The sequence below is a fragment of the Streptomyces sp. ADI96-02 genome (genome assembly GCF_003846185.1).
Classification (GTDB): domain Bacteria; phylum Actinomycetota; class Actinomycetes; order Streptomycetales; family Streptomycetaceae; genus Streptomyces.
The window spans coordinates 3,095,142-3,107,194 of the sequence record NZ_ML123034.1 but is presented as its reverse complement, the minus strand read 5'-3'; the positions used below and the strand labels follow the sequence as shown (position 1 = coordinate 3,107,194).

Sequence of the window (12,053 nt, the reverse complement as noted above, 5' to 3'; positions counted from 1 at the left end):
ATCGTCGTCCACAGCCTGTGGACGACGATCGCACCGGACACGAAGGACGCACCGGACAGCGTCTGAGCGGACGACGGGGCCCGCGCCGGACGAAGGGGCCCGCGCCCCACCGCGTATCCGCGCCGGACGAAGGGCCCGCGCCCCACCGCGTATCCGCGCCGGATGACGGGGCACGGGTCCGACCACGGGTGACGGCCCGACGTCAGCCGGCCGCCCGGCTCACGGCGTCGCGTTCCCCCGCATGGTCACGGTCTGGACCTCGCTGTACGGCGACAGGTTCCCGGCCTGGTCGTAGCTGCGGGCGCGGTATTCGTAGCTGCCGCCGTCGGCGGGGCGAGGGTCGCAGACGGTGGCCGTGGCGCTACCGGAGCGCGGGTCGTAGGGCTGGTGCAGGACGACCGACCACGTGTCCGCGCCCACCGCGCGACGCTCGATCTCGAAGCCCGTGAAGTCGCGGATCGGGGCCGGCATGTCGTCGATGGCGGTCGCCCGGATGCCGCCCGCGCAGGTGCCGAGGGCGAGCCGGGGGGCGTAGGCGGGGGCGATGCCGTCGGGGATGCCGAGCCAGAGCTCGTTGGTGGCGCTGGCCACCAGATAGCGCGGGTTGTAGGTGGTGGTGCCGCCGTCGTTGGTGACGAGGACGCGGTAGTGGCGCCACTCGCCGTCGGGGGTGATCGGCTCGGTCGTCCAGGTGTTGCCCCGGGTGGTGCCGAGGGGGACCCAGACGAACGAGCCCTCCACCTTGTCGTTGCTGAGAACGGTGTAGCGGTCGAAGTGCGGCTCGGTGTTGAGGGGCCACTTCAGGGTGACCTTGCGCGTCGCCGGGTCGTAGACGCCGGTCACCGAGGCGACGACGGGCAGCGGCTGGACGACGGTGTCCGTGCTGCCCGACGAGGTGTTGCCCGCTTTGTCCTTGGCGCGCACCTCGTAGTAGTAGGGCGTGCGGTCGTCGGGGTTCACCAGCGGGTCGGTGTGGCTGCGGGCGGTGGTCGTGGTGACCTTCGTCCAGGTGCTCGAACCGACGGGACGCCGGTAGAGGGTGTAGCTCGCGAGATCCATCTCCTTGTTGGCGGTCCAGGAGACGGTGGTCCTGCGGTTCGCCGTGTTGTAGGCGGTCTTCACGCCTGCGGGGGCGAGCGGCTTGGTCCGGTCGTACGTGGCCGAGGTGCGCGGGCCGTAGGAGTACTTCACCTTGGCGGCGCCCGACCAGTTCACGTAGTCGACGCGGAGGGTGTGCCTGCCCGCGGGAACGGTGAGGTTGACGCTCTTGGAGCGGGCGGTGTCACCGGTGCCCTTCCACAGGTCGACGGTGCGGACCCCGTCCAGGTAGACGCGGACGCCGTCGGTGGCGGAGGCCGAGAACGTGAACGGCCCGCCGGAACCGAAGTCGCGGGTGACCGACCAGCGGACGCCGAAGTCGTTCGACGGAACACCGGAGGCGGGGCTGCCGGACCAGCTCTGGCTGATGGCGCTGTCGCAGTCGGTCCGCACCGGCGAGCCGGAGAACGAGGTGTTCTTGTAGAACGTCCGCTGGTAGACGTCGGCCGAGCAACCGGCTCCGGCCGCCACCGCCTGCGGAGCGGCGGCGAGCAGGCCGCCGAGGACGACGGCGGACAGACCGCCCCCGATCGAGGCGGCGACAAGACTCTTGTGATGCACGAGGACCTTCCGCGCTGTTATGGGCATGACGTACAGCGTGGAGACCCGCGAGCGGAGAGGAAGGTTGCACGACGACGCGTCCAGGGCTTCCCTCCGCCTGCGGTCCAGGGCCGCCCCGGTGGCCGGCGGGGCTCCGAACGAGTGGACTCGCCGGAGCGCGCAACGGACGGTGCCTTCCGCCTGGAGCCCGGATGGTGATGTGGCGCTCCGCTCACCGACCTGGAAGAGGCGCTTCGAGATGCGACGCACCACTGCCCGACGTCTGTTCGCCGCGACGCTGCTCGTGGCCTCCGTGCTGGCCCCGATGGCAGTGGCTCCCACTCCGGCGGTCCACGCCGCGGGTGCCGACCAGGCCGACCACCAGTACGACACATGTGCCGGGAAATGCCTCGATCCGGTGCTGAGCGCCCGGCTGGACAAAGCCATCGAGGACGTCCGCGAGCAGGCCGGCATTCCCGGCGTCGTCGTCGGACTGTGGATGCCGGGGAAGGGCGATTACGTCCGCGCGACAGGCGTCGCCAACAAGGTCACGGGTGCGCCGATGGCCGCGGACTCGTACATCCGGATCGGCAGCGAGACCAAGACCTTCACGGTTACCGCCCTGCTCGAACTCGTCGACGAACACCGGATCGGGCTGGACGACCCGATCTCCGCCTACGTACCCGGCGTGCGCAAGGGCGACCGGATCACGCTCCGCCAGCTCGCCGAGATGCGCAGCGGCCTGTTCCCGTACACCGCGGACGCGGACTTCGTGCACGACCTGCTGAGCGACCCGTACCGCTCCTACACCCCGCGGGAACTGCTGGCGTACGGCATGAAGCACAAGAACACCTTCGAACCGGGCGCGGAGTTCCAGTACTCCAACACCAACCTCATCCTGCTCGGCCTGGTGATCGAGAAGGTCAGCGGACAGCGACTGGAGCACTTCATCCGCGACCGGGTGCTCCGCCCGTCCCATCTGCGCAAGACGCTCTTCCCGACGGGTCCCGAGTTCCCGAGGCCGCACGCGCACGGCTACACCGACCAGACGCTGAGCGGCAGGACCGAGGACGCCACGCACTGGAACCCCAGCTGGGCATGGGCCGCCGGTGCGATGATCTCCGATCTGCACGACCTGCGCCGCTGGGCCGAGATCCTCGCCACCGGAAAGCTGCTCAGCCCCGAGACCCAGGCGCAGCGACTCAAGACGCTGCCGACCACCTTCCCCGGCCTCAGCTACGGCCTGGGCATCTTCGAGACCGGCGGCTGGATCGGTCATAACGGCTCGCTGCCGGGGTACGAGACCGTGACCATCTACCTGCCCTCGCAGAAGGCCACCCTGGTCATCATGATCAACACGGACTCCCTCAGCGGAGGCCAGGAACCCTCCACGCTGCTGGCCCGGGCCGTGACTCAAATCGTCACCCCGAACAACGTCTACGACGGCGGAGTCGGCCCGCGTTAGGGGGCACCGCGCCGACCGGACACGGAGCGTTCCGCGCCGGTCGAGCCGCCGCCGCGGGACGGGTTGACGCTTCGGTCAAGCGATCGGCATCCGAAGGCGACCCACGGTCGGCATCTTCAGGTCACTGGGCTTGGTGCAGGTGTTGCCAAGCCCACCAGGCCGCCTGAGACGGGGGGACCGACCCTGCTGACATGAGGAAGTCGGTATCACAGGTCGTCAGCTGTTCCCTCGATTGCGGGGCCCCAGTCTTCGGGCAAGGTTGCGGCAAGTAGCGCGACTGTCTCCGATGCGGTGTCCGCCACACCTACTTCGCGAAGACCGGACTCACCCGTCTCCCACAGGCGAATGACAGAGAAGCGCCCGTAGCGCCGCCTGAAGAGGGAGGGAACGTCTCGGGACCACGGGTACCGCGTGCAGCGGCTGAACTGAAGAGATCCGTGACTGATGAGCGGAAAAAGTGAACACAGTTTTGGATTCTCGTAGGCCGCTCGTGAAAGGGTCGGGTCAATCACGGTGGATGGTTCCGACAGTACGCTTTGCCACTCCCTGGTGACTGACTCGGGAACGCCGTCGCCAATCTCAGCTGCCATTCGCTTGCTCTCTTGAGTCTGAGGTACTCGGGGTTCAATTCCATGATGTCTGGTTTATCGATATGAATTCTCGCATTTCCTGAATACCAGGATATTTCTTCCCGTGGGCGCCCGTCCGGGTCGGCGTAACCGTCAGCCACGTCTGTTTCGTAGGCTCGAACCGCACGGGCCACCACGCTCATCTCCCATGCCGTGCCGTTGCCCGCGTCCGGCCATCGATCTCTGTTGCCCAGGCCGAAGTTATCCCCACGCTCCACGGCTACTCTAAATGCTTCGATAATGGTTTCCGGTGTATTCCAATTGCCGGAATCTCCGGACCGGTTAGGCATTCCGTCCAGAGTTATGGAAAGTGTCGTATCGCGATCATTCACGGCAGAGGCGACGTTGGTCATCCATACGGGACCCCCAGGCTCTTCGTCGCCGTAGTTGCTGTCATTGTATGTGTGGGCGCCTGGGTCCCCAATATTGCGCAGGTGCGCGGCGAGGTTGTTGGAATTTCCACCAGGACGGTTCACCCTCAGCACCACACTGTGCCGGTGCTCCCCGCCCCGGTGCGGGCACCCCGCCAGCCCCAGCGGGTCGATCCACCGTGTCGGGTCGTCGACGTACGCGACCGCGTTCGGGGCCGGGGCCAGGCCGAGAGGGTCGGGGGAGAGGTAGCGGCCCGCGTCGGGGTCGTAATGGCGGTGGCGGTTGTCATGGAGGCCGGATTCGGGGTCGAAGTACTGGCCCGGGAAGCGCAGCGGGGTGTACGCGGCGGCGTCGCGGTTCCACGAGGTGGTGCCCCACAGGGCTGCGCGGGTGTGCCAGGCCACCTCGCCCTGCTCGTCGACGAGTTCACGAGGCGTGCCGACGAGGTCGGTGATGATCGCGAAGAAGCGGCGGTCGACCTCCGCCTGGTCCACGAGCCGCCGCTCCACCTGGGTGATCGGCTTCACGCCGTCGTGGTCCCAGGTGAGGGCGACGGAGTCGGCGGAGCCGGCCATCGAGGTGCTCTGTTCGCACAGGGTGTCGCCGTCCCAGGTGAAGACCACCTCCTCGGCAACCGTCGCTCCGTCCGTTGAAAGGCGTTGCTTGGCGGTGCGGCGTCCCAGGGCGTCGTAGAGGTAGCGCCAGCGCGTACCGTCCGGTGTGGTGACCGAGACCAGGCGGTCCTCGGCGTCCCAGCCGTAGCGCCAGGTTTCGGGCTTGCGGGAGAGGCGGACCTTCTGCCGCACGACCACCCGGCCTTGGGCGTCGTGTTCGTAACGGAAGCGGCCTGCGCGGGTGATGCGGGTGCCGGCGTACTCGCGCGGTCCGGTGGCCTCGTCCGAGCCGGGCCAGGAGGCGCTGGTCTGGTTGCCCGCCTCGTCGTACGCGTACCGCTCCGACCAGTTCTCCGCGGTGGCGCCGGTGACGCCGGTGACGCCGGTAAGGCCAGTGACACCGGTGACGCCGGTGACCCGCCCGTCGCCGGAGACCTCCAGCCGCCTGTGCCCGCTGGTCAGTTCATCGACCGAGTCGAGGTGTCCGTCGGCACGGTACGTGTACGAGCGGCGCTGGATGATCCGGTCACCCGTCGTGCGGACGCGCTGGTCGGCCAGGCGGCCCACCGGGTCGTACGCGAGCTCGACAGTCAGCGCGTCACCGAATCGACGGGTCGTCTCGCGCTCTGAGCTTCGTGGGAATTGTGGTACGAACCCCACGTGACCCGCACAGCTCACTGCGGGGTGTCCGTGGCCAGTTCCAGGTAGCGGTTGTAGGCATCCCGACTGTCCGAGACGAACTTCCAGCTCGTCATCGCGTCCCTCAGCTCGGTGCCGGACAGCCAGCCATGCCAGGCTACTTCGGTCGCCTGCGGAGCTATCCGCCCCTGATCCACGGTGGCTTCATGCACCGCGAACCAGTACGGGCTCAGCTCGCCCCGACACAGGAATGTGAACAGCGGCCGGACCGGAGCCCGAACCCCCATCTCCTCGCGGAGTTCACGGCGCGCAGCCTGCGCGTACGACTCCCCCGCCCCCACGGCACCGGCCACCAGCCAGCTGTACTCGCCCGGAAAGCGTGAGCTGCTCTCGGGCCGCCGGTGCACGAGATAGCGACCCGCCGCGTCCCGGCAGAGCACCATGGACATGCGGTACAGCCATCCGGCCGCCACAGCCTCGCTTCGGTCCACCACGCCGATGACTCGGTCACGCTCGTCGACACGATCCACAAGTTCGCCCATGGCCCCGATACTTCAGCATCGGCTGCGCCCGGCGCCACCGGTCCGCGCGAGCGTGAAGCGCGGCCCGACCGCGGTGTGATCCAGCACACACCGGCTGGAGCGATGACTCCGCCCCTTGCCGTCGGTCATAGGGGCGACACCATCGAAGCGAGGAAGGCCCGCCATGACCGACAGGCTCACCGCGCTCCGCCACATCCTTTCTGCGCCCACGTCACGGTTGGGGGCGCGTTGGGCTGTGGCCGGTGGTGTGGTGGCGGGGCCGCTGTTCCTGGCGGTCGGACTCTTCCGGGGCTTCGTGGGGGACGGTTTCGACTTCACGCGGAACGCGATCAGCCAGCTGGCCCTGGGCGATTGGGGCTGGATCCAGACGGTGAGCTTCCTGCTTACCGGTGTGCTGCTGATCGCCGGCGCGGCCGGACTGCGGCGGGCGCTGCGCGATGGCCCCGGGGGGACGTGGGGGCCGGCTCTGGTCGGCGTGTTCGGCGTCTCCTTCTGGGCTGCGGCGGCCTTTCCGGCCGACGCCGGGGCAGGCTTTCCCGCCGGGACGCCCGAGGCGACCGCGATGAGCGGGCACGGGGCGGTCCACATGGCCGCCGGGATGATCGGTTACCTCGCCCTGTGCGCCGCGTTCGTCGTCCTGGCCCGTCCGCTCGCCGCCCGCGGCCTCCGCGGCTGGGCGGTCGCGTCCCGCGTCGTACCCGTGGCCGTCCTCGCCGGGTTCATGGCCTCGGCCGCCTCCGTCCTGGCGTTCACCGTCGGTGCCGGCCTCGGCCTGCTGTGGCTGAGCGCGGTGACGGCTCGGCTGGCCGGCGCTCCGGCCGACCGTAAGCCGACCGCCGTTCCCGCAGGCGTCATCGTCACCACAAAGATCATTCCGACATGAAACGGAGGCACCCATGACCGGTGCTGTGAAGGGTCCTGCCAGTTACTTTCCGGCCATCGAGAAGAAGTACGGCCGTCCGATCGCCGAGTGGAAGGATCTCATCCGCTCCTCCCCGTTGACCAAACACCTGGAGCTGGTCAACTGGCTCAAGTCCGAGCACGGGCTCGGCCACGGTCACGCCAACGCCCTCGTCGCTCACACCCTTGCCGAGGACAGCGACAAGTGATCAGGCCGGGACGTCGAGGCCGGCTTCGTCACGCAACTGCTCTCCGACAAGCGGAACAGTAGGAACAGAGGGGCGCTTCGCGGGAGGCGGTGATGATGCCCGCGATGCGGTCGCCGGAGGATTCGATGAACACAGACACCGCCGACGGACGGCCTCGGCACCCCAGCGTGCGTAGCGCACCAGCCGTCAGCAGGTCTTCCGCTCGACACTCGACGACATCCGAGTAGATGGGCAGGAGTGTCCGCCGTCCGCTCAACTCACCCGAAACGGCCCGCGATCCGGGTCATAACCTGATTCGACCTCGTCTACCGACGGGCAGGGTCAAGGCCATGGCCCGCAGCCACCGCGCGGTCCTCAGGAGTCCGGACAACGCCCGATGTTCACGCGGTGGCCGCACTCGTTCCAACCGGGCCTACTACAGGATCACCAATTCGCTCTGAAGAATCAGGACTTCAACATTGGGGCGATCCTCCAGCAGTAAGGATCTTTCGAAGGCTGCGCGCGACGCGTACCGGGCAGACCGTGGTCGGCGACCGCCTGCGGTCCTTCGAGACTGTTGGAGGTCTCAGCGTCCGAGGCGATGATTCCGGGCCAGTCGCCGCATGACCAGTACAGCCGATGCCTTCCGGGCGATATCGCCGGCCGGCTCACCCTCGCAGAGCCGGCCTCGCCATCGCGCTCCCCTCTCGGAGGGCATCGGCCCGGCGACCTCCGGAATCCGTACGCGCCCATCGGCGATCATCCGATCCTCCGCCGGCTGTTCGCTGCGACGCGTTACACCGAAACCGTGAACTCCACGACAGCAGCCGTCATCGCAGCGCTGGGCTCAGCCGTGCGGCGGGATCTCGCCGCGTACCTTCCGCCGGCCTAGGACAGGCCGTCCAGCGGCCTGAGGAAACGGCGCTCGTAGCGCTTGATGCAGCGGGTCTCACGAGCCAGTTCGAACGCTTGTTGGCACTCAGGGTCGGACATGCTGTCCGAGCGGTACCGCTCATACGCGGCCAGGCTGGGGAAGGAGAACAAGGCGTAGGCGATGTCGCTGTCGCCCTCGCTCGGCAGGAAGTAGCCGTGGTGCGTCCCGCCGAACCGGTTGACGAGCCGGACCCAGCGGCGACCGTACTCCTCGAAATCCTCAAGCTTGTCGGCGTCGATCTCGTACTTCAGGTGAATGGTGATCATGCTTGCATGATGCCGTGTCGCGGACAGGCATCAGTGAGACCGGGGCCGTAGGCCAGCGCATCCGGCACGGATGTGACCCAGCGGACACGAAGAATCCCCCACCCGTTGGCGAATTCCAGGGGTCGTAGCAACAGCAACGCAGTGGTCGACTGGCTGTGGCCAGGAGCTCAGCGAGACGCCCGGCTGGGTTTCCCAGCCGAGCGTTCTGCGTGGGCGGCTGTTCAACTCGGTGGTGCCGCACCCGCCACCGTGGGGCTCGGGCAGGTGGCCGCCTCAGCGCGTGGGGTTCCGCTCCGCCGACCACACGGTGGAATTCTGAACCGCAGGACCGTCGATGCGGACCGCGCCCGCCGCGTAAGCGGCCCAGAGCAGATCCTGGCACCCGAAGAAGGACTCCCCCCAGCTGTCCACCCAGATGTGGACCCGGGACGGTCCGGCCGGTGTGGCGTCCCACCACTCCCAGCCGCGGGAGTCCTCGTCGGGGTCGAAGCGGTACAACCAGTCCTGCAGTTCCCATGGCCGACCGCCCCCGGTGTGTTCCGCATACCGGTCGCGCCCGGCCTGTGCGAACTGCGGGGCACGCTCCGGGTTCTGCGAACTTACAGCGGCGAACCAGTCCGGAACATCGTCGACCGGGAGGCTCTCCTGCTCGAAGTCCGCGGTGCCGCCCAGCCGCACGGCGGGTGAGAGCACCGACCGCAGGCACCGTGCGTACTCCGCGACGTCCCCTTGGACGTCGATGACGAAGAGGGAGAGGACGGGGGGCGCGGCATCGGCACTCGGGCGATCCCGGAGCCTCTGGAGTTCGGCGGCCAGGCTGTCGCTGGTGTGCATCATTTGAGGAGGATCACCCTTCTTGGACTACGCGTCCCGATCCGGGGACAATAGCATCCCTCAACCCGTCGAGCATTTTGTCGGGAATTCCGTACAGGTGCGGACCCTTGGTGGGGTCCGAGATCTCTGGATACTCTTTCAGAAGCGCTTTCCATTCCTGCCGGGTGAATGCGTCACCGTCAGGATGGTCTGCCTTGTTCTGTGGAAGCGCATTCTCGTGAATGGAGTCACGGTACGACTTGCGGACTTCGTACGACACGATCTGTCCGCCGTCCGAACGGAATTCAACGGTGTGCTTCATGTCCCCGCTCATATTGAGGTACAGCTTGCCGTGCCCGGTGATCGTCACCTCGCCGTTGTCGCCGATATGGACGCGCCGGCTCAGCGGATGGTCTGTCTGTTTGCGGTAGACCGTCACCGTCTCGTCCGGGCATCCGACGGGCGCGAGTCCGAGGGGGTCGGCCGAGGTGTGAGGGTTGTTGACGTAGGTCGCGGGGTTCGGTGCGGGTACGAGCCCGAGTGGGTCCGGCGTCAGATAACGGGCGGTCTCCGGGTCGTAGTGGCGGAAGTAGTTGTAGTGCAGACCCGTTTCCGGATCGAAGTACTGACCGGGGAAGCGCAGAGGGGTGTAGGCGGTGGAGGTGCGCGACCACGTGGTGGTTCCCCACAACGTGGTGCGCGAGCGCCAGGCGATGTCACCGGACTCGTCGACCAGTTCGGTGGGTGTGCCGACGAGATCGGTGACGATGGCGAAGAAGCGCCGGTCCACTTCTTCCTGGGAGGCATCGGCCGTGGTGATGCGTTCGGTCTGGGCCAGCGGACGCATCCCGGAGTGGTCCCAGGTGAGGACGACCGGGTGGGGCAGGCCGGTGGCGGTGGTGGTCTGTTCGCAGAGGGTGTTGCCGTCCCAGGTGAAGGTGGTGTGCTCGGCGACGGTGGTGCCGTCGGGAGCGAGACGCTGCTTCGCCGTCCGGCGGCCGAGCGGGTCGTAGCGGTAGCGCCACCGGGTGCCGTCCGGGGTGACGACGGCGGTGAGGCGGTCCTCGGCGTCCCAGGTGTAGCGCCAGGTGTCAGGTTTACGTGACAGCCGTGTCTTCCGGCGTAGGACGATGCGGCCGGCGGCGTCGTGCTCGTAACGGACGTCGCCGGCACGGGTGATGCGGGTTCCGGTGTACGTACGCGGGCCGGTAGCCTCCTGCCCGGGCATGGATGCGGGCCACGAGGCCGCGGTCTGGTTGCCCGCCTCGTCGTAGGCGTACGTCTCGCTCCAGCCGTCCGCGTGGACCGCGGTGACGCGGCCGGCCGGGTCGAGGTCGAAGCGCCGGGGTCCGGAGAGCGCGTCATCGACGCCGGTCAGCATCCCGTCGGCGCGGTAGTCGTACGTGCGGCGGTTGAGGCTCCGCGCACCGGACGAGGTCTCCTGCCCGGCGACGCGTCCCGCCGAGTCCCACTCGGTCGTGAACGTGAGCATCTCGCCGAACCGGCGCACCAGTTCGCGGCCGGCGGAGTCCCGGTCGAAGTTCACCTCGTGACCGCCGCTGGTCTGCCGGACGAGCTGCCCGGCCGCGTCGTACGTGTAGGTGGTGACCTGCCCGCTGGGGGTCACCCGGCGGGTGCGGCGGCCCAGCGCGTCGTAGGCGTGCGTGGTGACCCGGCCGTCTGCCAGCTCCGTCTTGACCCGGCCGCTGCGGTCGTACTGGTAGCTGAGGTCCCCGTCCGGGCCGGAGGCGTGGAGCAGCTGGCCGCCGGGGGCGTACGCGTAGCTGGTGGTCCGGCCGTCCACGCTCTTCCGGGTCACCCGGCCGGCGTGGTCGCGTTCGTAGTCGATGGTCTCGTCCAGGGGCGTGGTGCGGCGGACCACCTGGCCGAGAGGGTCGAGATCGTAGCGGAGGTCGCGCCCGTCGAAGTCCGTCTCGGCGATCACCCGGCCCCCGGGGTCGTAAGCGTAAGTCCACTCCAGTCCCTGCGGGTTGGTCACCCGGGTCAGTCGGAGCTCCGCGTCGTGGTCGAACGTGTGGCGGTACCCGTCCGGGCCGGTTCGAGCGGTGAGAAGATCGAAGTGGCCGTACTCGTAGCGGGTGGTGCGGCCCACGGGGTCGGTGTGGGTGAGGCAGTTGCCCTCGCCGTCCCATGTCCACGACTCGACGGCGCCGTCGGGCGCGATGCGGCGGGAGAGCAGGCCGTCGGCGTTCCACTCGAAGCGGGTGACCGCTCCCGAAGCGTCGATGGATTCCAGGAGACGGCCGAAGACGTCGCGCCGGTAGCGGGTCGTGGAGCCGAGTGGGTCGGTCACCTCCAGCGGCAGGCCCGCGCGGTCGCAGCGTACGGTCGTGACCTCCTCCGCTGCGTCGACGACGGTGTCGGGGCGCCCGTAAGCGTCGTAGGTGTAGCGCGTGGTCCGGCCGGCGGGGTCGGTGACCGAGATTCGGTTGCCCCGGTCGTCGAACTCCTGCTGCCAGCGGGCTCCGCCGGGTGCGGTGATCCCGGTCGCATGGCCCGAAGAGTCCCGCTCGGCGCGGATCGTGCTGCCGTCGGGACGGGTGAGCGCGGAGAGCAGGCCCTCCTCGTCGTAGGCGTAGACGGTTGTCCGCCCGAGCGGGTCCGTCCGGCTGAGCCGGTTGCCGCGGGTGTCGTACGTGAAGCGGGTGGTGTGGCCCAGCGGGTCGGTGGTCGCGAGGACACGGTTTCCCGCACCGACGAGGTGGCGCGTGGTGTGGCCCTCGGCGGTGGTCAGGGTGGTGGTGCGGTGCCCTGTCGCAGGATCGGGCCGACCGTAGCCGAGAGTGACGTGGAAGTGGCCTGCCTCGCCGCCCTCGGAGGTCACCCGGTGCTGATCGTCGTACGTGTAGGTGTAGCGGCGGCCGTTGGAGTCGGCCCAGCCCGTGATCCTGTGGTGGTCGTCGTACGCGAAGGTGAGGGTGGCGCCGGAGGGCTTGGTGACCTCGGTGAGGTTGCCGTCCGTGTAGCCGTAGGCCATGACGGGCCGTTCCGCCCGGCCGCCCGGCTCGTCGCCCGTCCCGGCCAGCGCGAGT

General features: G+C 68.6%; 8 protein-coding genes and 1 pseudogene. 3 read left to right on the top strand and 6 right to left on the bottom strand.

Annotated elements, in window-relative coordinates; genetic code table 11:
- Positions 1-219: 219 nt before the first annotated feature.
- Positions 220-1,686, bottom strand: coding sequence for a PA14 domain-containing protein (locus EES43_RS31315; RefSeq protein WP_241192412.1), 1,467 nt, complete (start codon positions 1,684-1,686; stop codon positions 220-222).
- A gap of 211 nt (positions 1,687-1,897) precedes the next feature.
- Here EES43_RS31315 and EES43_RS13490 point away from each other — a divergent pair, with 211 nt between their 5' ends.
- Positions 1,898-3,103: a serine hydrolase domain-containing protein gene (locus tag EES43_RS13490; protein WP_124268955.1), complete on the top strand. Its 1,206-nt coding sequence runs from the start codon at positions 1,898-1,900 to the stop codon at positions 3,101-3,103.
- Between the two features lie 508 nt (positions 3,104-3,611).
- Here EES43_RS13490 and EES43_RS13485 read toward each other — a convergent pair.
- Positions 3,612-5,348: pseudogene (locus tag EES43_RS13485) on the bottom strand (RHS repeat-associated core domain-containing protein); the annotation flags it as partial.
- Positions 5,349-5,392: 44 nt separating this feature from the next.
- Positions 5,393-5,899 carry an NUDIX hydrolase gene (locus EES43_RS13480; RefSeq protein WP_124268953.1) on the bottom strand — a complete coding sequence of 169 codons (507 nt, stop codon included), beginning with the start codon at positions 5,897-5,899 and terminating at the stop codon, positions 5,393-5,395.
- Positions 5,900-6,062: 163 nt separating this feature from the next.
- Here EES43_RS13480 and EES43_RS13475 point away from each other — a divergent pair, with 163 nt between their 5' ends.
- Positions 6,063-6,782, top strand: a complete 720-nt coding sequence (locus EES43_RS13475) for a DUF998 domain-containing protein (RefSeq protein ID WP_124268952.1) — start codon at positions 6,063-6,065, stop codon at positions 6,780-6,782.
- A gap of 13 nt (positions 6,783-6,795) precedes the next feature.
- Entirely contained in the window at positions 6,796-7,008 is a 213-nt protein-coding gene (locus EES43_RS13470; RefSeq protein WP_124268951.1) for a DUF4287 domain-containing protein, read from the top strand.
- A gap of 867 nt (positions 7,009-7,875) precedes the next feature.
- Here EES43_RS13470 and EES43_RS13465 read toward each other — a convergent pair.
- From EES43_RS13465 to EES43_RS13455, 3 genes are all read right to left on the bottom strand, one after another.
- Positions 7,876-8,187: an NIPSNAP family protein gene (locus EES43_RS13465; RefSeq protein ID WP_124268950.1), complete on the bottom strand. Its 312-nt coding sequence runs from the start codon at positions 8,185-8,187 to the stop codon at positions 7,876-7,878.
- Positions 8,188-8,460: 273 nt separating this feature from the next.
- A complete protein-coding gene (locus EES43_RS13460) occupies positions 8,461-9,024 on the bottom strand; it encodes a hypothetical protein (protein WP_124268949.1) in 564 nt (187 codons plus the stop codon).
- A 10-nt stretch (positions 9,025-9,034) separates the two neighbouring features.
- Positions 9,035-12,053, bottom strand: a 3,019-nt coding sequence (locus EES43_RS13455) for an RHS repeat domain-containing protein (RefSeq protein ID WP_164493170.1), incomplete at its 5' end; no start/stop codon positions are given.